The sequence below is a fragment of the Ruegeria sp. CDSA034 genome (genome assembly GCF_059612275.1).
In genome coordinates, this window is record NZ_JBXWQH010000016.1 from 70,998 (window position 1) to 95,021 (window position 24,024).

The 24,024-nt window shown below is 58.6% G+C and carries 25 protein-coding genes; 7 read left to right on the plus strand and 18 right to left on the minus strand.

The window, feature by feature from the left end:
- Positions 1-8: 8 nt before the first annotated feature.
- The 3 genes from AC2FLJ_RS20335 to AC2FLJ_RS20345 are packed head-to-tail and all read right to left on the minus strand — an operon-like array spanning position 9 to position 2,103.
- Positions 9-536, minus strand: a complete 528-nt coding sequence (locus tag AC2FLJ_RS20335; RefSeq protein WP_058273616.1) for a hypothetical protein — start codon at positions 534-536, stop codon at positions 9-11.
- The gene (locus AC2FLJ_RS20340) at positions 533-1,381 is read right to left on the minus strand and encodes a GNAT family N-acetyltransferase (protein ID WP_496698654.1); all 849 of its coding nucleotides are present in this window, start codon (positions 1,379-1,381) and stop codon (positions 533-535) included. Before AC2FLJ_RS20340 ends, AC2FLJ_RS20335 begins: the two co-directional genes overlap by 4 nt.
- Positions 1,378-2,103 carry a 16S rRNA (uracil(1498)-N(3))-methyltransferase gene (locus AC2FLJ_RS20345; protein ID WP_109312972.1) on the minus strand — a complete coding sequence of 242 codons (726 nt, stop codon included), beginning with the start codon at positions 2,101-2,103 and terminating at the stop codon, positions 1,378-1,380. The genes AC2FLJ_RS20340 and AC2FLJ_RS20345 overlap by 4 nt, the downstream gene beginning before the upstream one ends.
- 12 nt (positions 2,104-2,115) lie before the next feature.
- On the opposite strand from AC2FLJ_RS20345, the gene ubiA reads away from it, so the two are divergent.
- From ubiA to AC2FLJ_RS20365, 4 genes are all read left to right on the plus strand, one after another.
- Positions 2,116-3,078, plus strand: coding sequence for a 4-hydroxybenzoate octaprenyltransferase (ubiA, locus tag AC2FLJ_RS20350; RefSeq protein WP_109312973.1), 963 nt, complete (start codon positions 2,116-2,118; stop codon positions 3,076-3,078).
- A 65-nt stretch (positions 3,079-3,143) separates the two neighbouring features.
- Positions 3,144-5,078 (plus strand): OmpA family protein, encoded by a 1,935-nt coding sequence (locus tag AC2FLJ_RS20355; protein ID WP_496707369.1) that lies wholly within the window; start codon positions 3,144-3,146, stop codon positions 5,076-5,078.
- A gap of 1 nt (position 5,079) precedes the next feature.
- Positions 5,080-5,400, plus strand: coding sequence for a hypothetical protein (locus AC2FLJ_RS20360; RefSeq protein ID WP_058278866.1), 321 nt, complete (start codon positions 5,080-5,082; stop codon positions 5,398-5,400).
- Positions 5,401-5,572: 172 nt separating this feature from the next.
- Positions 5,573-6,103 (plus strand): hypothetical protein, encoded by a 531-nt coding sequence (locus AC2FLJ_RS20365; RefSeq protein WP_058278867.1) that lies wholly within the window; start codon positions 5,573-5,575, stop codon positions 6,101-6,103.
- Between the two features lie 49 nt (positions 6,104-6,152).
- Here the strand turns inward: AC2FLJ_RS20365 and AC2FLJ_RS20370 are convergent, their stop codons facing one another.
- Genes AC2FLJ_RS20370 through pgsA form a run of 3 tightly spaced genes read right to left on the minus strand, consistent with a single transcriptional unit; the run spans position 6,153 to position 7,518 of the window.
- Entirely contained in the window at positions 6,153-6,596 is a 444-nt protein-coding gene (locus tag AC2FLJ_RS20370; RefSeq protein WP_496707371.1) for a molybdenum cofactor biosynthesis protein MoaE, read from the minus strand.
- Positions 6,597-6,600: 4 nt separating this feature from the next.
- Positions 6,601-6,846, minus strand: a complete 246-nt coding sequence (gene moaD / locus AC2FLJ_RS20375; protein ID WP_058278869.1) for a molybdopterin converting factor subunit 1 — start codon at positions 6,844-6,846, stop codon at positions 6,601-6,603.
- 3 nt (positions 6,847-6,849) lie between these two features.
- The gene (gene pgsA / locus AC2FLJ_RS20380) at positions 6,850-7,518 is read right to left on the minus strand and encodes a CDP-diacylglycerol--glycerol-3-phosphate 3-phosphatidyltransferase (protein ID WP_282152548.1); all 669 of its coding nucleotides are present in this window, start codon (positions 7,516-7,518) and stop codon (positions 6,850-6,852) included.
- Between the two features lie 178 nt (positions 7,519-7,696).
- Between pgsA and AC2FLJ_RS20385 the strand changes: the two genes are divergently transcribed.
- Positions 7,697-8,581, plus strand: a complete 885-nt coding sequence (locus tag AC2FLJ_RS20385) for a DMT family transporter (protein ID WP_496707374.1) — start codon at positions 7,697-7,699, stop codon at positions 8,579-8,581.
- Here AC2FLJ_RS20385 and uvrC read toward each other — a convergent pair.
- The 7 genes from uvrC to AC2FLJ_RS20420 all read right to left on the minus strand — a co-directional run bounded on the left by uvrC (position 8,578) and on the right by AC2FLJ_RS20420 (position 16,631).
- Positions 8,578-10,452: an excinuclease ABC subunit UvrC gene (uvrC, locus tag AC2FLJ_RS20390; RefSeq protein ID WP_496707398.1), complete on the minus strand. Its 1,875-nt coding sequence runs from the start codon at positions 10,450-10,452 to the stop codon at positions 8,578-8,580. The two genes, AC2FLJ_RS20385 and uvrC, sit on opposite strands and share 4 nt — an antisense overlap.
- Positions 10,453-10,742: 290 nt before the next feature.
- Complete coding sequence (locus AC2FLJ_RS20395; RefSeq protein WP_496707376.1) at positions 10,743-11,522, minus strand: SDR family oxidoreductase; 780 nt, start codon at positions 11,520-11,522, stop codon at positions 10,743-10,745.
- Between the two features lie 21 nt (positions 11,523-11,543).
- Entirely contained in the window at positions 11,544-12,506 is a 963-nt protein-coding gene (locus tag AC2FLJ_RS20400; protein ID WP_058273628.1) for a calcium/sodium antiporter, read from the minus strand.
- 168 nt (positions 12,507-12,674) lie between these two features.
- Positions 12,675-13,472 (minus strand): S49 family peptidase, encoded by a 798-nt coding sequence (locus tag AC2FLJ_RS20405; protein ID WP_472722779.1) that lies wholly within the window; start codon positions 13,470-13,472, stop codon positions 12,675-12,677.
- 104 nt (positions 13,473-13,576) lie between these two features.
- Positions 13,577-14,338: an ABC transporter permease gene (locus AC2FLJ_RS20410; RefSeq protein WP_058273631.1), complete on the minus strand. Its 762-nt coding sequence runs from the start codon at positions 14,336-14,338 to the stop codon at positions 13,577-13,579.
- Entirely contained in the window at positions 14,335-15,264 is a 930-nt protein-coding gene (locus tag AC2FLJ_RS20415) for an ABC transporter ATP-binding protein (protein WP_058273632.1), read from the minus strand. The genes AC2FLJ_RS20410 and AC2FLJ_RS20415 overlap by 4 nt, the downstream gene beginning before the upstream one ends.
- A 101-nt stretch (positions 15,265-15,365) precedes the next feature.
- Positions 15,366-16,631, minus strand: coding sequence for a TAXI family TRAP transporter solute-binding subunit (locus tag AC2FLJ_RS20420; RefSeq protein ID WP_496707379.1), 1,266 nt, complete (start codon positions 16,629-16,631; stop codon positions 15,366-15,368).
- Between the two features lie 123 nt (positions 16,632-16,754).
- Between AC2FLJ_RS20420 and AC2FLJ_RS20425 the strand changes: the two genes are divergently transcribed.
- A complete protein-coding gene (locus AC2FLJ_RS20425) occupies positions 16,755-17,864 on the plus strand; it encodes a CaiB/BaiF CoA transferase family protein (protein WP_496698638.1) in 1,110 nt (369 codons plus the stop codon).
- A gap of 47 nt (positions 17,865-17,911) precedes the next feature.
- Here the strand turns inward: AC2FLJ_RS20425 and hemE are convergent, their stop codons facing one another.
- Positions 17,912-18,955, minus strand: a complete 1,044-nt coding sequence (gene hemE / locus AC2FLJ_RS20430) for a uroporphyrinogen decarboxylase (RefSeq protein WP_282169871.1) — start codon at positions 18,953-18,955, stop codon at positions 17,912-17,914.
- A 108-nt stretch (positions 18,956-19,063) separates the two neighbouring features.
- Between hemE and hemC the strand changes: the two genes are divergently transcribed.
- Positions 19,064-20,023, plus strand: coding sequence for a hydroxymethylbilane synthase (hemC, locus tag AC2FLJ_RS20435; RefSeq protein WP_496698635.1), 960 nt, complete (start codon positions 19,064-19,066; stop codon positions 20,021-20,023).
- 229 nt (positions 20,024-20,252) lie between these two features.
- Here hemC and AC2FLJ_RS20440 read toward each other — a convergent pair whose 3' ends face one another.
- Genes AC2FLJ_RS20440 through AC2FLJ_RS20455 form a run of 4 tightly spaced genes read right to left on the minus strand, consistent with a single transcriptional unit; the run spans position 20,253 to position 24,019 of the window.
- The gene (locus AC2FLJ_RS20440; RefSeq protein ID WP_496698633.1) at positions 20,253-21,530 is read right to left on the minus strand and encodes an aspartate aminotransferase family protein; all 1,278 of its coding nucleotides are present in this window, start codon (positions 21,528-21,530) and stop codon (positions 20,253-20,255) included.
- A 1-nt stretch (position 21,531) separates the two neighbouring features.
- Positions 21,532-22,635: a mandelate racemase/muconate lactonizing enzyme family protein gene (locus AC2FLJ_RS20445; protein WP_496698631.1), complete on the minus strand. Its 1,104-nt coding sequence runs from the start codon at positions 22,633-22,635 to the stop codon at positions 21,532-21,534.
- Positions 22,632-23,738: a mandelate racemase/muconate lactonizing enzyme family protein gene (locus AC2FLJ_RS20450; RefSeq protein WP_496707383.1), complete on the minus strand. Its 1,107-nt coding sequence runs from the start codon at positions 23,736-23,738 to the stop codon at positions 22,632-22,634. Before AC2FLJ_RS20450 ends, AC2FLJ_RS20445 begins: the two co-directional genes overlap by 4 nt.
- Positions 23,735-24,019: a cupin domain-containing protein gene (locus tag AC2FLJ_RS20455; RefSeq protein WP_496698627.1), complete on the minus strand. Its 285-nt coding sequence runs from the start codon at positions 24,017-24,019 to the stop codon at positions 23,735-23,737. Before AC2FLJ_RS20455 ends, AC2FLJ_RS20450 begins: the two co-directional genes overlap by 4 nt.
- Positions 24,020-24,024 lie beyond the last annotated feature (5 nt).

The following is a 24,024-nucleotide window of genomic DNA, read 5'->3' on the forward strand; positions in this document are numbered from 1 at the left end:
CGCCAGTGTCAATGCAGCCTCAAATGGGCCGGACGTAGAGGAGTACGTTCCCAAATAACCACAGGATGCGTCGCGCCACCGTTTAGTTCCGACAGCATTTGTTCGGTTTTCAAGCCCGGAAGGGCCGAGAACACATCGAACAGCGCTTCGGCACCTTCCGCATTCACAGGAATGTGAAGCGTCGGCTGCCCCTGTTGATCCAAAATCCAATGCGCCGGGGACGATGTCGGGTCCAGCGCAAGGCGCTCGATTTCACGTGTCGCAACGATGCCGCCTGTCAGCGGTCCTAGATAAGTGATCTGACCTTCATCGATGGTCACCAGACCGGGGCCACCTGCACCGGTTCGGAACCGGGCACGTTGAATGCCAATAACGGCCAGCGCCACCGAGACTGCGATCAGAACCCAGCCCAGCCAACCCAGCAATCCACCGGGTCCGCCGATCCAGCTGAGGCCGACCAACAAGACGACCCCTGCCACCAGCACTTCGCGCCAGCGCCACAGGGCCAGTTTGGCTTCGGGTCGGATGAAACTCATGCCGTGTCCTCGGGGTTTTTGAACAGAATCAGGGAATAGTGGCCTGCTGGCCGGAACCCAATTGCTATATAGGCACGCGCGGCAGCATCGCTAGCGGCAAACAGAACAGCGCGGGTTGCGCCGTTGCTGTGCGCCTCGCGTAGATGCAGCGCCACTGCTAGTCGCGCGTATCCATGCCCCCGAAGATCAGGCGGCGTGTACACGCCCCCAATCTGGACAACCTCTGGCAAACGCGAGTTGAACCCGGTCATTCCTACCGGCTGGTTATCCATCAACAAGGCCCGATGAGAATCGCGTTCGATATAGGCAGCGATATCTTTTTGTGCCTGAGGTTGCGCGCGTTCGGGGTCAAAGCCCATTGCTTCGATCAGATAGTCTTGCCGCCATCCCACTGTTAAGGATCGGTGCAGTTCATCCAGCGGCACCAGTTTCGCGCCGGTGGCGTCCGGCATGACAAGTCGATTCAGATCCAGCGAGAATCCCGGCTCGTCACTGTTTAGGGTTGCAGGCCGGTCTTCCCATCCCGCAAGCTGCATGATCCGATGTGCTTGAGTGGCCTCAGCCGCCAGACCGAACAACCTGCGCCCCCGGATCAGGCGAATCGCATGGCCCAGGTTTTCGTCCGAGCACTTAGGGCATTGCGGCAGGACCATACCTTCATTTGTGATCCCAAAAACTGCGCGCGGACCATCACCCAATGTCCACAAGTTCACGGCGCGCGGGTCTGAGCCGCGCAAGCCGAAATCCCGCAGGTTCGCCAGAGGGAACATGGACGTCTGGATGTGTTCGAACAGGAACCTGTCGATCTTTGAAACGTCTGCGCCTTGCGCTTCTTGCCAGTTCACACCCAGTCTCCCAGCGCCTGCTGCCACATGGTCAGCGCCGCCACGGCAGCCGTATCGGCGCGCAGGATGCGCGGGCCAAGGCTGACCACATGTGAATAAGGCAACGCGGCCAGCCTCGCGCGTTCACGCTCGGAAAACCCACCTTCGGGGCCGATGAGAATAGCCCAGGGTTGGTCCGTTTCATTGCCAGCCAACCGCAGGGCCGAGCCTACCTCGGCCTCATCGCAGAACATCAGTTGCCGCCCCTCGGGCCAGCTTTCCAAAACGCGATCCAATCGCTGCAGATCAGCCACCTCGGGCACAAATGTTCCACCGCATTGCTCGGTCGCCTCAACGGCGTGCGCCTGCAAGCGGTCCTGACGAATGCGTTCCGAATTGGTAAATTCCGTCTGCACCGGCATGATCCGCGCCGCACCCATTTCCGCTGCCTTTTCAACGATAAAGTCAGTGCGCGCCTTTTTGATCGGCGCGAACAGGAACCACAGGTCTGGAGGCAGTTGCAGCGGTTTGGATTGCTCAACGCAGGACAAGACGCCGCCCCGCTTGCCTGCCTCTATTACCTCGGCCAGCCACTCTCCGTCCTGCCCATTGAACAGCGCGACCTGTCCACCGACGGACAGGCGCATGACGCCAAACAGGTAATGGGCCTGCTCGCGCGTCAAAGGAACCGATTGCCCCTGACCCAGAGGGTGCTCTACATACAGTCTGATCTTTGCACTCATGAGACCTTACATATGCAAGGCAATGCCCCAACACCAGACGGTCAGGTTGCCGACGCTGTCAGCGGCAACTGGGTCGATACATATGCGCCCGCTTTCACCCGCCCCTACCTGCGCCTGAGCCGCGCTGACCGGCCCATCGGCACGTGGTTGCTGTTGATTCCCTGCTGGTGGGGATTGGCACTGGCCATCCTCAGCGACGGCACCCCGCGGTGGGAGGATCTGTGGATCGCCATCGGCTGCGCCTTCGGAGCCTTTCTGATGCGCGGTGCGGGTTGCACATGGAATGACATCACCGACCGCGAATTCGATGGTCAGGTCGAACGCACACGGTCCCGCCCAATCCCGTCCGGTCAGGTCAGCGTGCGCCAGGCCGTGATCTGGATGGGACTGCAATGCCTGCTGGCGCTGATGATTCTGCTCACATTCAACCAAGCCGCAATTGCGATGGGTGTGTTGTCACTGTTGCCAGTGACGATCTATCCATTTGCCAAGCGATTTACATGGTGGCCGCAGGTGTTTCTGGGGCTTGCCTTCAACTGGGGCATCCTGCTGGCCTGGGCTGCGCACACGGGAACCATAAGCATACCCGCAATCACGCTATATCTGGCCGGAATCGCGTGGACGCTGTTTTACGACACGATCTATGCCCATCAGGACGCCGAAGACGACGAGCTGATCGGGATCAAGTCCACGGCCCGGCTGTTTGGCACTGATACTGCGCGGTGGTTGAAGTATTTCCTGATGGCAACAGTGGCGCTTATGGGACTGGCAATCATTGACGCCGCGACGACCCAGGCGTCAATCATTGCCCTGGTAGTGGCCCTTGGCGGGCCTTGGGCGATGGGGTGGCACATGGCATGGCAATTGCGGGGACTTGATATCGAGGACAACGCCAAACTGCTGCAATTGTTCCGCGCCAACCGCGACACCGGCCTTATTCCGCTGATCTTCCTTTGCGTCGCCTTGCTGCTCTGATTGCACCCGGGCCTAGGCCTCTGTAAGAGTTCTGAACACTCACCCGAGGAGTCGATAGTTCGCACATGCGTCTGCCTTATTTCTTCGTCGTTGCCTTTGTCTTCCTTGCGTCCGTCGGGCTGTCTCTGCTGGCGGCAAGCTTTGCCGTTACAAAGGTCGAAGAAGCCTCGGAATTCGCCGTTCGGCGTGCGCTGGACCTGAAAGGCCATAACTGGGCCGAGGTCCAGTCAGACGGGCTGCGGGTGGTTCTGACCGGCACCGCCACGGATGAGGCCACACGATTCAACGCTCTGACGGCGGCGGGGACCGAGGTCGACACCTCGCGCGTGATTGATGAAATGGAAGTCGCGCCCTCGACGCAGTTGGCCTCCCCGCGCTTTTCAGCCGAAATTCTTCGCAATGACAGCGGTATCTCGGTTATTGGCCTGATCCCGGCCAGCGAAGACCGCGACGCACTGACGAAAAGATTGCGCACGCTGAATGACGGGCCGATATCTGATTTGCTGGAAACCGCCGACTATCCAAAGCCCAAAGGCTGGGACGATGCGATCGCTTTTGCTGTTGAGGCGCTGACCCGACTGCCGCGGGCCAAAATCTCGGCCAGCCCCGGGCTTGTAAAGGTGACAGCAATTGCCGACAGCCAGCAGGAAAAAGAACGGCTGGAGCAAGAGCTGACGCGCGCGGCACCGCCCAGCCTGCGCATTGGCCTGTCCATTTCCGCGCCGCGCCCGGTCATTACACCCTTCACCCTGCGCTATCTGATCGACGAAAATGGCGGGCAATTCGACGCCTGTTCGGCCCAGGATGAAAAGGCGCGGGACCGGATCGTCGCAGCCGCCCAGGATGCTGGTCTGACCGGGCCTTATTCCTGCACCATCGGTCTGGGTGAACCCTCGCCTCGCTGGCCCGACGCCGCCGTGTTAAGCATTCGGGCGCTGTCAGAAATCGGCCAGGGTACGGTGACTTTGTCAGATGCAGATATCACTCTGGTCGCGGCCGAAGGCACTGGCGCCGCGCTGTTTGATCAGGTGATCGGTGAACTGGAAAACGCGCTGCCCGAGGTCTTTGCCCTGCACGCGGTTCTGCCGGAACCCGAAACGGAAAACCAATCCGGCCCGCCCGAATTCTCAGCAACACGAAGTCCCGAAGGCCTGGTGCAAATGCGCGGCCGGCTAGGGGATGAAACCCAGCGCGACATGGTCGACAGCTATGCCCGTGCAGCCTTTGGTTATGAACACGTCCATACCGCAACCCGCGTGGCCTCTGACCTGCCCGCTGATTGGCCCATTCGCGTTCTCAGCGGGCTTGAGGCGTTGTCGCAACTGCACAATGGCGCGCTGACCGTGACACCGGACGAAGTGGTTCTGAACGGCATCAGCCACGATCCCAAAACCCGGGCCTATGTTTCGGGGCTTTTGTCGGAAAAACTGGGCGAGGCACAAGATTTCAGCCTGTCGATCACCTATCAAAAGCCACCCGAGCCCGCAGACAAGCTGCCCGACCCGGATGTTTGCGAAGAGCGCATCGCCGAGGTTCAGGCGGGTTCCAAAATCGCCTTTGAACCAGGTTCTGCCACGGTCGCCGCCGAATCGCGCGATACGGTCAATCAGATCGCCGACATCCTGCGGGAATGCGGACCCATCCGGCTGGAGATTCAGGGCCACACTGACAGCCAGGGCCGCGAAGAGATGAACCAGCAGCTCAGCCAGTCGCGTGCACAATCCATCTTAAATGAGCTGCGCGCGCGGCGCGTGCCCACAGCCAGCTTTACTGCCTTGGGCTATGGTGAAACCCAGCCAATCGCCGACAATGACACCGAAATAGGGCGGGAAGAAAACAGACGCATCGAATTCCGCCTGATCCGGCCCGAATCCACCGCCGAATCTCAAACCGCGCTGGAAGCGATGGAAGACGAAACAGAGACGTCACAAGACGCAGAGCCAGAGGCTGAAGCCGCGGAAACGGATGCGGAAACCGACTCGGGCGCAGGGGACCAGTAAATTGAACAGAATCGAATTCATTATCGCGACCGCCGTCATATTGTTTGCCGCCTTTAGCATGGGATGGTTCGCCAACTGGCTGGCCCATCGCCTGTCGCGCGTCCGCCAAAGCGACGTCGCCGATCTGGACCGTATGAGCCAGGAGCTGCATGAGGCAGAAGAAACCCGCGACCAGGCCATCACCTATCTGCAGCAGCGCGAGGCCGAACTGACCAACCAGCTGACCCAGACCGAGGCCGAATTGGCCGCCGCCATGGACGGCCTGCGCGCCGCCCGGCAAGAGGCGGAAGAACTACGCGGGCGTATCAACAACGCGGATTGATCCCAGCCCCGGGCTTAATAGCTGACCCCGGTTGGGGCCGACTGCACATTCGGCACAAATCAGCCGATCCGAGGCAATCGCCTTCAATTCTTACAACAAATTCAATATTAGGAATTGGTGCATTTTTACACATGCACATCACTGTTCACTATCCAGAAAATTGGAGTGTACTATGAATTTCAAATCATCATTAACAACCGCTGCGACTCTAAGCATCTTCTCTGCTGTAGCCGCTTGGGCTTCCAGTGACGTCATACCGTCAGAGAACGATACCTTCACCAACTGGGGCGAAGAATCCGGTTGGACTATCTTTGTGGATGACTCCCGCGGGTCCTGCCTGATCGAACGTATGGACGAAAACCAGAACGTCGTTCAGATGGGTCTGACCAAGGACCACGAGATGGGCTATCTTGGTGTGTTCACGAAGAACGACATTGGCCTGAAGGGTAAGAAGGAAAAGATCTTCCTGTCACTCGACGGCAACGTCTACGAAGCTGAGGCGCACAAGAAGACTAAGCATCTCGCCGACGGATATACAGGCGGATACATCCTTGCGAACAACGCCCAGTTTGTGGATGACGTCATGAACAAATACGAAATGACCGTGTTTCCGAAGAAAGAGTTCGCATTCACCGTTAGTCTGGATGGTACTAAAAAAGCCATCGAAGCGGCACGGCAGTGTAACACCGAACAAAGCACCTAACTCGCTATGATAGACCCGGCACCAGATAATCCGGTGCCGGGCACAGAACCTACCACCGCGTCAGCGCATCTTCATCCTCATCCTTGGCTGCGACCCATTCCGCGCCGGATGTGGTGATTTCCTTTTTCCAAAAGGGAGCGCGGGATTTCAGGTAATCCATCAGGTATTCTGCCGCCTCAAACGCATCCTTGCGGTGCCGCGCGGCAGTGGCCACCATCATGATCCGATCCCCCGGGGCAAGGCGCCCGTGGCGGTGGATCACCAGCACATCGCCCAACGACCAGCGCTGCTGTGCCTCTTCGGCGATTTTGGTTAGCGCCCGTTCGGTCATACCGGGGTAATGCTCGATCTCCATCACATCCAGATCGCCGGATGCCAGATCGCGCACCACGCCGGTAAAGGTCACAATGGCGCCGTTGGCCTCGTCTCCGGCGGCGAAGGTATTGGCTTCGGCCCCAAGATCAAATTCTTCTTCCTGAACCGCGATGCGCATGGATTTAGCCGCCGGTCATCGGCGGGAAAAAAGCCACTTCGCGCACGCCAGAAAGCGATGCGTCAAAATCGGACAGTTCCTGATCCAGTGCCACGCGCAATGCGGACAGGTCCGCAAATGCGGCAGCATAGCGGTCTTCACGCGCGCTCAGCTCGGCGACCAGATCGGATACGGTTGCGGCCTCGGTTTCGATCCGCTCTTTCGGCAGGCCGATCCGTTCGCGTACCCATGCAAAATACAGCACGTCCATCCCTTAGCTCTCCTTCAGATGGGGCATGGCTTTACGTAGGTAGTCATAGCCGGTGATCAATGTCAGCGCTGCCGCGATCCACAACAGCCACAGCCCAATGCGACCGGACCAGAACATCGCCTCAAGGTGCCAGCGCATATGATTCAGGTCTTCCAATTGACCCGTTAGAACCTGATCCATCGTTGCGGCATCCATGCCGAATGTAGCCATCACAAAATAGTGCTCGAAAATCCCCTGCGAAAACAGAACCGCGATCGCCACCATCTGAGCAGTCGTTTTCCATTTCGCCAGCTTCGTGACTTTCAGCGTTCCGGCTGTATCGCCGAGATATTCACGCAGGCCCGAGACAAACACCTCGCGGAACAGGATGACCGTCGCTGGCAGCACCAACCAGGGCGTCCAGTGCTCAGCGGAGTAACCCACAAGGATCATCAGCGCGATCACCACCATCGCCTTGTCCGCAATCGGGTCCAGCATGGCGCCGATCTTGGTTTCCTGTTTCCACGCTCGCGCCAAATATCCGTCAAACCAGTCGGTAATGGCTGCTGTCAGAAACAGGATCAGCGCAAACCAGTCTGCATAGGGTCTGGTGAAATACAGAAACATTACGGCCAGACCGGGCGCGGCCAGCAGGCGCAGGACGGTCAGGATATTCGGCAGGTTCCACTTCATGAAGCAGACCCTACATCGCTGACCGGGGACAGGAAAGACGGGGCGGAAAAAAACTGTACCGATCACAGAGACTTGGTCAAAGCGCCGCAGTCCGGCGCGGCACCGGTTATTGACCTTGGCCCCGGGCCGGATTGTCGTCAGAGTGCAGCCGACCAAGCCCAATGGCAAAGACGACCCGATGACCCCAAATATTGAGACCGACGCGCGCGCCAACCTGATCGGTAGCGCATGGATGATCGGCGCGATGGCATGTTTTGCACTGGAAGACGCGCTGCTGAAAGCAGCGGCGGTTGCATTGCCCGTCTGGCAAATTCTTGTCCTGTTCGGATTGGGTGGCGCGCTCATCTTTGCCTGTGTCGCAATGGCACGTGGCACGCGGCTGCTGCAACCGGATGTGCTGTCGCCTGCAATGAAGATCCGCGCGGTTTTCGAAATTCTTGGGCGGCTGTTCTACGTTCTGGCCATCACATTGACGCCCTTGTCATCAGCAACCGTTATCCTGCAGGCCACCCCGCTTGTGGTCGTCGCCTGTGCCGCGCTTCTATTCGGAGAGACCGTTGGTTGGCGGCGGTGGAGCGCCATTCTCGTTGGCCTGATCGGCGTTGTCGTTATCATCCAACCGACCGGAGACAGTTTCTCCATCTTGTCCCTGCTGGCCGTGCTGGGGATGTTGGGATTTGCTGGTCGCGATCTGGCCAGTCGGGTCGCACCCGCCAGCCTTGGAACCGAAGTTTTAGGGTTCTACGGCTTTGTCAGCGTGATTGTCGCCGGGTTTGCCTACAGCTTTTGGGAACAGGTCCCCATCGCGCCTGTGCCGTTGCTCACAAGCCTGCATATCGCCGGAGCGGTGGGCCTTGGCGCAATCGCATACACATCCCTGATGAAAGCCATGCGAACCGGAGAGGTGTCTGCCGTCACGCCCTTCCGCTATTCCCGCCTGCTGTTCGGTGTTGCCTTGGGCGTGATCTTTTTTGGCGAGGATCTGGACCAGACAATGTGGATCGGTAGTGGTCTGATCGTGGCCTCCGGCCTCTACATCCTATGGCGCGGGCGAAAGGCCTAGCCCTTGTCGTGGAAGAAGTCATAGACCTTCTGCGCCAACCCGGCTGAGATCCCCTCGACCGCTTTCAAATCCGCCAGATTGGCCCGGCTAACGGCCTTGGCACTGCCGAAATGCGCCAGCAATGCCCGTTTGCGCGCAGCACCAACGCCAGGGATTTCGTCCAGTGGTGTCGCGCCGACGGCCTTGGCCCGTTTCGCGCGGTGGGTGCCGATTGCAAAACGGTGGGCCTCGTCCCGCAGGCGCTGAATGAAGTACAGCACCGGGTCGTTGCGCTTGAGCGCAAAGGGGCGCTGACCGGTACGGTGGAACTCTTCCTTGCCGTGATCGCGATCAACGCCCTTTGCAACGCCGACCATAGGGATGTCTTCGACCCCATGTTCAACCATGATCTCGCGCACAGCACTCACCTGCCCCGCGCCGCCGTCGATCAGTAACAGGTCGGGCCACAACCCCTTGTCACGATCCGGATCCTCTTTTTGCAGGCGAGTAAAGCGGCGGGTCAGAACCTCTTTCATCATACCAAAGTCGTCACCGGGGGTCAGATCATCCCCCCGAATGTTGAACTTTCGATAGGCGTTTTTCATGTACCCTTCGGGGCCTGCCACGATCATCCCACCAACGGCGTTGGTGCCCTGAATATGAGAGTTATCGTAAACCTCAATCCGGTTCGGCGGGCTGTCCAGATCAAACGCTTCGGCCACACCACGCAGCAGCTTGGCCTGCGTGGCACTTTCCGACATCCGACGGGCCAGGGATTCCCGCGCGTTGCGCAAAGCCCCTGCAATCAGTTCTTGTTTCTCGCCGCGCTGAGGCACTAGGATTTCGACCTTGCGCCCCGCCTTCTCACTCAGCGCCTCGTGCATCAGATCGGCGTTTTCAACGGCATCCGACAGGATCAGTTGCCGGGGCGGTTCCTTGTTGTCGTAGAACTGACCAAGAAACGCCTCCATCACCTCTGCTGCGGACACATCCGCACCGACACGAGGATAAAAATCCTTGTTCCCCCAGTTCTGATTGGCGCGGATAAAGAACACCTGAACACAAGCCTGCCCACTGTCCATATAAAGGCCAATCACATCCGCCTCAGCCACGCCGCGCGGATTGATACCCTGGGACGTCTGCACCTGCGTCAGCGCCCGGATGCGATCTCGTAGCCCGGCGGCGCGTTCGAACTCCATCGCCTCGGACGCGACCATCATCTGTTCGGCCAGCTCCTCTTGCACTTTGGTCGACCGCCCCGACAGGAACCGCTCGGCATCTTTGACGCTTTCGCCGTATTCATCTTCCGAGATCAGGCCAACGCATGGCCCCGAGCACCGCTTGATCTGATAAAGCAGACAGGGCCGCGTGCGGCCGTCAAACATGGAATCCGAGCAGTTGCGCAGCAGAAACGCCTTTTGCAGCTGGTTCAACGTTCGATTGACCGCGCCAGCACTGGCGAAGGGGCCAAAATAGGTCCCCTTCTCTTTCTTCGCGCCACGGTGTTTTTTGATCTGCGGAAAGGCATGGTCCTTGGCGACCAGAATATTGGGAAAACTTTTATCGTCCCGCAGCAGCACGTTGTACTTGGGCTTGAGCTGCTTGATCAGGTTCTGCTCAAGCAGCAGCGCCTCGGTCTCGGTCCGCGTTGTCAGGAACATCATCGAGGCTGTCGCCGCGATCATCCGCTCAATCCGCCCCGAATGTCCCGGCCGCGCATAGTTCGACACCCGCGCTTTAAGGTTGCGCGCCTTGCCGACGTACAGCACCCGGCTGTCCGCATCCAACATCCGATACACACCGGGTGAGCTGTCCAGCGTCTTCACATACCGCAAAATGCAGGCATAGCCGGTCAATTGAGTGTCAGGGGTCGAGTCGCTGTCTGTTGTCATTTGCCTGAGATATGATTCTCTGACCATGGCTGCAATCTTGTGGCCCCCAGATCAAGAGAAAACAAATCCACGGTTTCTGTGGATAAGTGTGAAGATAAGTTTCTGAGCGTGGCGAAATTCCCTTGATTCATTAAGGAATCCTTGATTTGCACAAAAAATAAGCAAATATTTAACTCATTGTTTTCATTGTATTTAATTTCATTCACAAGGCAAGTGTATGAAAAAAAAGACATTTTTGTAACGCGAAGGTAACAGAACCGAGAGCGGTGCAAAACTTGCAGCAGTTTTACTTATTCAAGCCCCAGAACATCCGGTGTTTTCCACCCCAGATGCTGACCTCCGTCGACGCACAATAGTTGGCCTGTGACCGCATGCGCATCCAGGAAATAACCCAAAGCCGCGGTGATATCGGATGGGTTTGACCCGCGCTCCAGCACCGTGTTCGCGCGCTGCGCATTGAAGTGTTTTTGGCTTTGCCGATGACCTTGCATCGTTGGACCAGGCCCGATCGCGTTAACCCGGATCGCTGGCGAAAGCGCCTGCGCCGAGGTGCGCGTCAAGGCCCACAGACCCATCTTGGCAATCGTATAGGTCATGAACTCTGGCGTGAGCTTGCGCACCCGCATATCCACCATATTCACGATCAGCCCGGTGGCAACAGGCTCACCCGCCTTGTCCGTGCCCGGCTTCAGCCCCTGCTCGGCCATGGCCTGCGTCAGTACGAAAGGCGCGCGCAGGTTGCTGTCGAGGTGTCGGTCCCAGCTTTGCCGCGTGGCGGATTGAAGGTTGTCGTATTCAAAGATCGATGCGTTGTTCACCAGACAGGTGATCGGTCCGCCCAGCGCCTCTGCCGCACGGGACAGCAAGGTCAGGACCTGCGCCTCATCCAGCAGATCGGCGTGCAAGGCGACCGCCTTGCGCCCAAGCGCGTGCACCTCGGCTACGGTTTCGGCGGCAGGTTGTTCAGACGTCGCATAGTGCACTGCGACGTCATATCCCCGGTTTGCCAGATACAGGGCCATTGCCCGACCAAGACGAATACCTGCACCGGTCACCAACGCTCGGGCCATGGATTTCCCCCTATCTTCAGGTCACGCCAACAGCGAGACGATGTAGACGGCATACAGCAGCGTCAACACCAGACCCCAGCCGCGTGTGATATCTTGTTTCAAGAACACGAACGGGATCAACAGAAGCGATGCGCCCAGCATGACCCACAGATCGAAACGCAGGAATTCCGGGTCCACCGGGATACGTCCAAACAAAGTGGCGATACCGACGATGGCCAAAAGGTTGAACATGTTCGACCCGATCACGTTACCCAAGGCGACATCCGCTTGCCTACGTAAGGCCGCCATCACAGTCGTTGCCAGTTCCGGCAGGGATGTCCCAACTGCGATCAGCGTCAGTCCGATAATCGTTTCGCTGACGCCGTATGTGCGGGCAATGATCGTGGCGTTGTCGACCAATAGATGCGCACCCATCGGCAGGCCTATCAGGCCCAGGACCAGATAGATCGATAGTTTCCAATAGGGCATGTCCGGATCGGCCTCTTCCAGACCTTCCAGCTCATCCTCTTCCGCGCAGGCTTCACCGCAGGCTTTGCGATGCGCGCGCGCATCGCGGAACGCGTTAAGCAGGACCAATCCCAAAGCAGCCAGCAAGATCGCACCACTGGCAATGTTGAACACGCCGCAAAATGCCAGGCCGATGAACAGCACCGTGGCCAGCAGCATGAAAACATAGTTTCTTCTGGTGTTGCATTCGCTGGTGTGCAGCGTGGCAAGCAAGGCTGGCAAACCCAGAACCAGCAAGATGTTTGCCGTGTTCGACCCGACCACGTTACCCAGCGCAATCCCCGGCGCGTTTTCCTTGATCGCACTGATCGCGATTAACAGCTCGGGGGCCGAGGTGCCAAAGGCCACAATGGTCAGGCTGACGATCAGGGCTGGTACACCCAGGCGCAGGCTCAGGTTCACTGCGCCGCGGACCAGAGCATCACCTGCGAGAAGCAAGATCAGCAAGCCGAGGCCGGATAACAGCCATGCCGTCATGTACGGCCTCCTTTTTCGCAGGAGCAAGGCCCCTTACCGATACTGAACCGTCCACAGCGCGGACATCTTGCAGATTGCAACTTCTTCTGCCCCGGAAAGCGCAGCTTGCCGAACATCGCCAAGACACCCATGGCAATCAGGAAAAGGGTGACAATCTTGACAATCACGTCACAAACCAAAGCGCGCGTAAGCCGCCCGCTCCTCAATTCCGGTTATGGCGTCTTGCGCAAGTGTGGCACCGAACCGCGACCAGAACGGTTTGCGCAGGCCATAGCGGCGGAACTTCACCTTGTCGCCGAACCGCTCCTGCATTTTCGGCCTCAGGTGCGCGACGCCGTCAATCAGGCCCAGTTCCTGCGCACGCCTGGCAAGCCAGACCTCGCCGGTGAACAGATCCGCACTTTGATCCAGCTTGTCACCGCGACGGGCTTTGACATGGTCAATGAAGTTCGCGTGGATATCACCCAGCAACCCTTGCAGCCGCGCGACATCTTCTTCTTTCTCCGGCGAAAACGGGTCGAGCATTGATTTTGATTTGCCCGCCGTATGTACGCGCCGCTCGATGCCTTGCCGCGCCAGAAGGACATGCGCGCCAAACCCAGCCGAAATCACACCGATCGAACCCAGGACCGAGCTGTCATCCGCCCAGATTTCGTCGGCGGCAGCGGCCAGCCAGTAGCCGCCAGACGCTGCAACGTCTTCGACAAAGGCGATAACGGGGATCTCAAGCTCTTCCGACAGCCGCCGGATTCGCGACCCGATCAGAGAGCTTTGTACCGGCGATCCACCGGGCGAATTGATCTCAAGCGCCACGGCCGCAGGTTTACCTTTGCGAAACGCCTTTTCCAGAACGGGGGCCAGCGCGGTGTCGTTCAACGATCCACGCCCCGCCATTCCGATGGCGCCGGACAGGCGTATCACGGCCACGAGGGGCTGCTTTTTGACAAATGGCAGGCTGAGCTTCATGGGTGCCGATGTAGAGTGCAGCCGGGCCCTAAACAAGGGACCGTTCGGGCCTTAGACGTGACGTGAACCAAATTCACACACATGGCGGGCAAAAATGCAACGCCCTAGCTGCGAATGCGCCAACCGGTTTTGAAGATCCAGCCGATCACAGCCAGACAAGTCCCCGTGAAGACCAGAATCGCCAACAGGCTGAATCCGATCGGGACATCGGCCAACCCGTAAAACGACCAGCGGAACCCGGAAATCAGGTAAACAACCGGGTTGAACAGGGTGATCGTCTGCCAAACTGGCGGCAGCATCGAGATCGAATAGAACGTGCCGCCCAGAAAGATCAGTGGCGTGACAACCAGTTGGGGCACCAAAGATATCTGCTCAAAGTTGCTGGCCCATATCCCGACGATAAAGCCCAACAGCGAAAAACTGAGGCAGGACAGGATCAAGAACGCTGCCATCGCAAAGGGATGTTCGATGCGTATGTCCACGAAGAATGTGGCTGTCACAAGGATTACCAACCCGACAAATAGCGACTTAGTAGCGGCAGCTCCGACGTAACCTATTACGATCTCTATGAAATTTACTGGCGCCGACAACAGTTCGTAGATCGTACCAAGGAATTTCGGGAAGTAGATCCCGAATGACGCGTTCGAGATTGCCAGCATCACAACGGACAACATGATAAGCCCCGGCACGATAAACGCGCCATAAGATACACCCTCGACCTCTTGGATGCGGCTGCCGATCGCGGTGCCGAAGACCACAAAATACAATGAGGTCGACAGGACCGGCGACAGAAAGCTCTGTGCCAGAGTGCGGAAGAACCGGGCCATTTCGAACCGGTAGATTGCAGCGATGGCAGACCAGTTCATGCGGGTTCTCCGGATACCAGGTTCACGAAAATCTCTTCCAGGCTCGACTGCCGGGTCTGAACGTCGCGCAGAACAAGCCCCGCCTGCGCCACGTCGTTCAGCAAGGTGGTGATCCCAGTGCGGTCCGCGTGGGTGTCATAGGTATAGACCAGCGCATCGCCATTGCCGTTCAACGTTAGGTTATGCACAGCCAGACTGTCGGGAATGGCCTGGATAGGATCGGCCAGCATAACTTCGATCTGTTTCTTGCCCATTTGGGCCATCAGGGTGTTCTTGTCCTGCACCAGCCGCAGCTCACCCTTGTCGATCACACCTACCCTGTCGGCAATGGCTTCGGCCTCTTCGATGTAATGTGTCGTCAGGATGATGGTGACCCCGGCCTTTTTCAGCTCGGCCACGATCTCCCACATGTCCTTGCGCAGTTCGACATCTACGCCGGCGGTCGGCTCATCCAGGAACAGCACGCGCGGCTCATGTGCCAGGGCCTTGGCAATCAGCACGCGGCGCTTCATGCCACCGGACAGTTCCTTGATCGCGTTTTTACGCTTGTCCCACAGAGACAGCTTGCGCAGGATCTCTTCGATCCGGGCATTGTCGCTGCCATATCCGAACAGGCCGCGAGAGAACCGGACCGTGTTCCAAACTTTCTCAAACGGCTCAAGCGCGATTTCCTGCGGCACCAGCCCGATCATCCGGCGCGCGGCACGAAATTCGGTCTGGATGTCATGCCCACCTACGGTAACGGTGCCCGAAGTCGGCGTGGTAATGCCACACACGGTGGAAATCAGCGTTGTCTTGCCAGCCCCGTTTGGGCCCAGCAACGCCAGAATTTCGCCCTGCTCGATATCCAAGGACACTCCTTTGAGCGCCTCGAATCCGTCGGCATAGGACTTACGCAAATCCCTAATGGACAGAATAGTTGTCATGCACATTCCCTGTTCTGGCGGGGACACTACCCCGATGGCCCGTCACAGAACAGGTCAATTCCGCACATTGTTCTGCGCTTTTTTGTGGGCGCGCGGCTTGGTCAGGTCTGACTATGCTGCTGCAATTCGGCCACCCGTTTTTGTACAAGTTCGACATGCAACCGCGCATCGTACAGTCCTTGCCGATAGGCCGCGGGCAGCCGCAACGTTGCGAGGCGTTCATCTAGGGCGTTCAGATGCGCCTGCATCTCGCGCAGCTCGTTGACACCGGGATTGTTGGCCAGTTCCTCCTCAATTTCCCGGATTTCGGGGTAGTGCTGCCAAACCCGCCACCGCATCGCGTAGGCATAGGCCATAGGCACAAGCCGGATCAGAGGCACGACAATGAAAAAGAACGGCAGCAACAGCAAAAGAACCCGGTTAATCTGTGCCGCGATCCAATAGGGCAGCCAATTATGCCATGTCGAAGGACCATCAACAATTAGCTGCCGAGCCGTATTGTTGATCGTCATCCCTGCACCTTCGAGGTTGGGGAATGCCCCCGGATCGGCGATAATTCCGCGGGCACTGTGCAATTCAATCGCCGCCATCGTCAGACGGTTGATCAGCGCAGGGTGCAAATCCGGTCGCACGACCAGACGGGCTTCGATCGCTATCAACTCTACCGGTCGCGGCGGAAGAACTGGGTCCAACGACATTCCTCCCGCCGGAACTGTCACCACCGTCGCGTATTCCAACCGCCGCGAGATCGCCTGAACATGATCCAGCGCCAGCACGCGAAGCCCCGGCTCTGCATATGCGGCCTTCAGATAGGGAGCTTCGATGGGCGCAACATAGACGGCGATATCCAAATCTCCGTCCAACAAAGCGGCCGCGGCTTTTGCATAGGGGATTGAGAAATGTGTATTGTCCCCCTCATTCAAGCCGACCGCCTTTTCGAAATCCCGAAAAGCCGCAGCCGTACCTGAGCCTGGTGCGCCGCTGTTGATCCTCAAACCGGTCCACAAGGCGGGGTTTTTGGGGATAGTTGCGCCTTCGTTGACCAAAAAGATGATGGGTTCAAAAAACGCTGCCCCGACGGCCTCAGCCTTTTTTGGATCAACCCGGATACCGCCTTGTAGAAATGCAGCGTCGACATCGCCCGCGCTAAGCAGTTCAGCATTTTCGACCGAACCAGCGGTATCCAGTATTTCTAGTTGAATATCATCGCGCGCCAGAATTTCGGCGTAGTCCCGCGCAACCGTTTCATAAGCGCCGCCTTCTGGACCCGCCGCCAACATCATACTGCCAGGGGGATGCAGGCGCGAAAACACGCCTACCAACACCGCCAGCGCAACGGCGCCACCAAAAAGGAACCACAACCGCATCCGAGCCTCGCTCTCCATCCCGTTTGGAACGCTAAGGATCGCGTGACCATCTGGCAAGCCAACAGAATCCGGGCTTGCAATCCCCGGGTATCCCCGAAAACCTGCGCAGAAAGGAGAGGGCTCATGCTCAGCGGAATACGGATCATTGAAATTGAAGGTTTGGGGCCAGGTCCGTTCGCCGCCATGCTGCTGGCCGATCTGGGGGCGGACGTCATCACGATCCACCGCAAAGGCCAGCCTGTCGTACCGGGTATGCCCGAGCAATCCGTCCTGGACCGCGGCAAACGCTCGATTGACTTGAATCTGAAGGATGCCGCCGATCTGGACATCGCAAGGCGTCTGATCGCCTCGGCCGATGCGCTAATCGAAGGGTTCCGCCCCGGCGTGATGGAAAAACTGGGACTGGGTCCCGACACGTTCAACGCGTCGAACCCCAAACTGGTCTATGGTCGCATGACCGGATGGGGTCAGAACAGCCCGTTGTCCGAAACGGCCGGACACGATCTGAACTACATCTCATTGTCCGGGGCATTGTGGTATGCATCAGCAGCGGGCCAGCCCCCGCAGACCCCGGCGACCCTGGTCGGGGATATTGGCGGCGGTGCCATGTATTTAGTTGCCGGTATTCTTGCCGGGCTTCTCAACGCGCAGCGGACCGGACAGGGTACCGTGGTTGATGCCGCCATTTATGACGGATCGGCCCACATGATGAACTTGTTGATGAGTATGCGCCAAACCGGAAACCTGTCAGAAGCGCGCGGTCAAAGCCTGCTGGATGGCCCGCATTGGAGCCGCACTTACGCGTGCCTGGACGGGGGCTTCATGTCCGTCCAGTGTCTTGAGCCCAAGTTCTACGTCGAATTCTTGCAAAAACTGGGACTCACCGACGATCCCGAATTCAAAGACCAATATGTTCCGGCACTTTGGCCCAAACTCACGCAACGGCTCACCGACTTATTCGCCAGCAAAACCCGCGCCCACTGGGCCGGTATGTTCCAGGGTTCCGACGCCTGCGTCGCGCCCGTACTCGACCCGGTCGAGGCGCAGGCCCATGCCATGAACGCCGCGCGCCAAACCTGGATCGACCATGACGGCGCGCTGCAGGCTGCGGCCGCGCCCCGCTTTTCGACCAAGACATGGCACCCCAATCCCAGCCCCCGCCGAGGCGAACACAGGCAGGACATTCTGGATCAGCTGTCCACCAATGCGCCTCCCGACCCTTCACCTGGCTAAATATATCCCGGGGTGAATTGGCCAAAGGCCAAGAAGGGCTGGCCCCTCTACGCGTCCCGCCACGACCGCACCGTGTCGATCATCAGCTGAACATTATCGGGATCGGCATCGGGTGTGATCCCGTGGCCCAGATTAAAGATATGCGGTCCTTTCGAGAACGCCTCGACAATCTGACGCGTCTCATCCACCAGAGCCTGTCCGCCGGTCACCATGTGTGACGAGGCCAGATTGCCCTGAACGCAACCATCCACCTGCACATGCTCGACCGCCCAATCCGGCGACACGGAGTTGTCCAGCGCAACGCAATCTACACCGGTGGTTTTGGCAAAACCTATGTAACCATCACCTGCCTCGCGCGGGAAACCGATCACCGGGATGCCCGGATGGCGCTGCTTGATGGCCTGCGTGATCACATGGCAAGGCTCGACCGCATATTTCTGAAAGGCATCGCCCTTCAGCGACCCGGCCCAGCTGTCGAAAATCTTCACCACCTCGGCACCGGCCTCGATTTGGGCCGAGAGATATTCGATGGTGGCCAGCGTGATCCGCTCTAGTAGCGCTTCGAACAGGGCGGTGTTTTCCTCGCGCAGCGCATGAGCCGGTCCCTGATCCGGCGTGCCGCGACCGGCGATCATGTAGGTCGCAACCGTCCATGGCGCGCCTGCGAACCCGATAAGGGTGGTTTCGGATGGCAATTCTCGCGAAAGGATTCGGACAGTTTCGTACACCGGCGACAGGGTTTCATGGATATCCGATACCGGTTTCAGCGCATCAAAATCGGATTGCTGAGTGATCGTCGACAACCGCGGCCCCTCACCTGTGACAAACCACAGGTCCGCGCCCAGCGCTTGTGGCACCAGCAGGATGTCGGCGAACAGGATCGCCGCGTCGAAGCCATAACGGCGGATTGGCTGCAAGGTGACCTCGGCGGCCAGCTCGGGGTTGTAGCACAAGGACAGGAAATCTCCGGCCTGCGCGCGTGTCGCGCGATACTCTGGCAGATACCGCCCGGCTTGGCGCATCATCCAGATCGGTGGCACGTCCTGTACTTCGCCAGCCAGCGCCCGCAGCAGTTTCTTTGTCTCGGCCATCTTTGTCCCCACTCGTCTGGTTTGCGGCAAACGGGTCTGCCTTCGGCGTCAATTTGTCAAGGTCTGCCCCCATTGTCAGGGCAATGTGACGCGACTAAAGCTGTGCACATGACACTGACCCTGCCAACCCCCGCATCACCGCTCAAAATCGGCACTCGTGGCTCACCGCTGGCGCTGGCGCAAGCTTATGAAACCCGTGAGCGACTGGGCAAAGCCTTTGATCTGCCCGAAGGCGCGTTTGAGATTGTGGTGATCAAGACCACCGGTGACAACCGCGCCATGATTGATGCGGACCGCCCGCTGAAAGAGATTGGCAACAAGGGCCTGTTCACCAAGGAAATCGAAGAGGCGATGCTGCGCGGAGATATCGACATCGCGGTGCATTCAACCAAGGACATGCCGGTTGAACAGCCAAAAGGTCTGGTCCTGGACACGTTTCTGCCGCGCGAAGATGTGCGCGACGCCTTTATCTCACCCAGCCTGAGCTCGATCCGTGACCTCGCGCAGGGTGCAGTTGTGGGCACCTCATCGCTGCGGCGGCGGGCACAATTGTTGAACCGTCGCCCGGACCTGAACGTGGTCGAGTTTCGGGGCAATGTTCAAACGCGCCTCAAGAAGCTGGCAGATGGTGTGGCCGATTGCACGTTTCTGGCCATGGCCGGCATCCGGCGTCTAAATATGGAGGAGGTTCCCGCAACCGCCATCGCCGTCGAAGATATGCTGCCCGCCATCGCCCAAGGCACGATCGGCATCGAACGCCGTGGCGATGATTCCCGTGCGACCGAAATGCTCGAGGCCGTCCACCATGCTGAGACCGCGCAGCGATTGGCAGCAGAACGCGCGTTGCTGGCCGCTTTGGACGGCTCTTGCGAAACGCCGATCGCGGGTTTGGCAGAAATAAAAGGTGATCAACTACGCCTGCGCGGTGAGGTTTTGCGCCCCGACGGGTCCGAATCCATATACGAGGACACCACTGGGTCGGTCGCAGATGGCCCGGAAATAGGTCGCGCCATGGCAGAATCCCTGCTGAAACAGGCAGGCCCAGGCTTTTTTGATTGGAAAAAATAAAAAAGTTTATGAAAAGTGAACTACTTCACTGAGACAGCACCGTCGATGGTGCATAAAGTATTCATACCGGTTGTGAAGTCGGGTCGGTCTCGAAATAGTCGAAAGTTTTTTTAGTCCGTTCTCTTTTAAGTGGTATTCGAGGGGGCGAGACCAGACCCTGAAATCCAACCAGTTAGGGCCGCTGTCAGAAATGACAGCGGCCCGCTTAATTTTATGACCTTTTTGACCCTCAGGCTGCGCTGATCGCCTGAACCGCTTTCTCAACGGCCATCCGCGTCTGATCCAGATCTGCTTGGGTCACAGCCAGAGACGGATAGAGTTTGCCGGGGGCTTTGAAAATCCCGTGTGCGCGCAGCGAATCGTTGTAGACAGCGTTTCGTCGGGGGTCGTCATGTTTGGCGCTGCGGTAATCACGACAGTCCGTATCGGTGAAATAGATGTCGAATAGGGTTTCGTCCCCGCAGATCTGATGCGGAATGCCAGCCCCGGTCAGAGCATCCATCTGCATCTGCTGAAGCTCGGCGCCGATTTCACGCAGATGGTCATACATGCCGTCGCGCCGCAAAACCTCCATTGTCTTCAACCCGGCAGCCGAAGCGACGGGGTTACCCGACAGCGTGCCCAACTGCATCAGCCAGCCTTCCTCGCCAACTTTCGCTTTGTCGAAATGCTGCATGATCTCAGCGCTTGCGCCCAGCGCGGCCAAAGGGAAGCCGCCGCCGATGATTTTGCCCAAGGTGCAGATGTCGGGCGTCACGCCATATTTCTCTTGCGCACCGCCATATGCCAAACGGAATCCGGTGACGATTTCATCGAAAATCAGCAGAACATTGTGCTTGTCGCAAAGATCGCGCAACCCCTGAAGGTATCCGGGTGCCGGAGGGACAATTCGTTGCAACGGCTCAACCATGATCGCGGCAACGTCATCATGCTCGGCCAGTAGATTGGCCACCGCATCAAGATCATTGAAGGGCGCGATCAGCATCTGCTCGGCCACGCTGTCCGGAATGCCCGCGCTGTCCGGGACAGCTTGGGGGAAGTTGACGTGGCGGCTGGGGGCCAGACTCATCTGTGCCTCGGCGCTCATCCCGTGATAACCGCCTTCGAATTTCAGGATCTTGCTACGGCCAGTATAGGCACGGGCCAGACGAATGGCGTACATATCAGCCTCCCCCCCCGCAGCGACAAAGCGGACCTGCTCGCAACACGGCACCGCGTCAACGATGGCCTCGGCCAGTTCGATGCCCCGGGCGTTGTTGGCAAAGAAAGTCATACCCTTGGGCAGCTGTTCCAGCACGGCTTCTATGACTTCGGGGTGACCATGGCCTAGCAACATCGGGCCCGAACCGATCAGGTAGTCCACATATTCGTTGCCATCCTCATCCCAGACATGGCTGCCCTCACCGCGCGCGATGATGATACCGGGATCGAAATTACCAAACCCACCGGCGGGCAGTACCTCATTCGCGCGAGCGATCCATTCGGATTGGGTGTTGATTTTCAGCATCTCAAACGATCTCCAAAATTGGCGGACCAAGAACCTCTGGGTCTGGCACAACACCTAACCCCGGCCCGTCGGGCGGGGCAATCCGGCCGTTTTCACGGTTTGGTGCGTCGGGGCAAATGCGAGGCGCCACATAAGATGACAGGTCACATGTATTCATCAGTGACCCGTGCGGGGTCGAGGCCGCAAAATGCAGCGACGCTGCGGTGACTAAATCCGAGCCCCAGGTACATTCGGCACAAATCTCAGCCCCGAAATGCACGGTCAGATCACGCGCCCGGCGCATGGCCGACAACCCGCCGAACTTCGAAAGCTTGAGCGCAACAGCATCCATGCAGCCCAACTCATGCGCGCGCCGTAGTGATGCCAGATCATGGGCATTCTCGTCGATCTTCATAGGTAAGCCAGTGGCCTGTCGAACCGCCGCACAGTCCTCAAGTGTTTTGCAGGGCTGTTCCAGCATCACATCCAAGTGGGCCACCGCCCTGCCCGTTCGCGTAGCTTGCAAGCGTGAAGCACCGCAGTTCCAGTCGCCATAAACCAGAGGCCCCGGTCCCACGGCCTCACGCACTTTGGTCAAACGCTCGGCGTCGGCCTGCCAGTCGCCTTCGACCCCTAGCTTGACCTGAAACTGGCGAATGCCGGTCTGGTAAGCCGTCTTGGCGATCCGCGCCATATCATCCGGCGCGACGCAGGTGATCGAGTGATAAAGCGGCATGTCCTTCCGCGTCCGCCCACCCAGCAGCGCATAGACCGGTTGACCCGTCGCTTGCCCGAACAAATCCCAAAGCGCGATGTCGACGAGAGACTTGGCATAGAGATGCCCCTGCAGGAACCCGTCCAGCTTTCTCATCGGCGCATCTACCCCGAAAGGGGACATGCCCAGAATCTCGCGGCCCATCTCTGTCACTGCGCCCGGCACTCCGCCTGCAAACGCTGGCAGGTAATGCGGGATCGGGCAGACCTCGCCCCAACCCCTCAAGCCTGTATCTGTCTCAAGGCACAGGATATGAGAGGTCACGGTCGCGCAGGTCTTACCCTCAGCCATGTGATAGATCTCATGACTCGTCAGATCGACGGCCCAGAGCGTTATTCTGATGATCCTCAATGATAAACTCCGACGGGATCGCCCAACGCACCTTCGTCAGGGTGCACACCAAGTCCCGGCGTTTTCGGCAAATGCAGGTGGCCGTCGATATTGCGGGGGCCTCGCCCACCAGCGACATCGACGGTGATCATATCCTGGCACGCCCAGACCGCGTGACAATTATCGTCCGGAATGGTGGCCGCCAGATGCAGCGCCTCAGTATCGGCCAGAACCGAACCACCGGTGGCCATCACGAACATGTCGATTCCATGCGCCAACGCGATGTCCCGCATCCGTGCCGCCTTGGTCAGGCCACCGACACGGTTCAGCTTTATTCCGAACACCTCAGCCAACCCTTCGCGGGCAATGCGGGCGGCGTCTTGCAGGGTCACAAGACTTTCATCCACCGAAACGGGTGAGGCATGGCGGCCCGAGATCGCGGCGATATCGTCCAGCGACTTGCAGGGCTGTTCAAACATCACGTTCAGGTCCTCACAGGCGCTCATCACCCGCAGGGCCTGCTGCCGGGTCCAGCCGCGGTTGACGTCATAAAGGACGATCTCGCCGGGGCGTCGGATGCTTTCGACATCGCGGACGCGCGCAATGTCGCGTTCTACATCCCCACCGATTTTAACCGAATGCGCAACGTAGCCGCGGCTGCGATAGCGCTCCATCACTTCGCGCGTTTCTTCGACGGTCTTCGCACCGACCGACGAGGCAATCGGGCGCGGCGTGCGAGACCCGCCGCCCATCAGATCGGCAATTGGCAGACCGGCGGCCTGACCCGCAATATCCCAGCAAGCCATATCAATGGGGCTTTTGGCATAGAGGTGGCCTGGCAGAGCGATATCCATCGCCCGTTCGACATCCAGCACCCGACGCGGATCAAGGCCCAGAATGAACGGTGCCATCGTCTGAATTCCGGCGCGAATACCCGGACCGTGGGCTGGAACATATGTGTGGCCCCACGGGGTACCCTCGCCCCAACCGGTCAGACCTGAATCGGTTTCGATCTTTACAATCGTTGCGTCGAGCGTTTCAAACTTCAACCGCCCACCAGACAGCCAATACGGATGCTCAAGCGGTAGGTCGACATGGTAGACTGAAAGACGAGTGATTTTCATTTCAGTTCCACTTCAACAAAGGTCATCGGCGCGTCCCCGGCATTGATCACGTTGTGTTCGACACCCTCGTCGCGGCGATAAGTTACTCCCGCAGCAACCGTTACTTCTTTGACCGAACCATCGGGCAGTTCCAGCCGCATATGGCAATCGGTTATGGCGGTGATGACGTAGTCCATTGCGTGGCGATGCCATCCCGTTTCGGCCCCCGGTGCAAAGTCAAACCGCGTCACACGCACGCGGGCGTCATCAATCATTTGAGTGGCTTCGGCTTGCGGTCTCATAGACG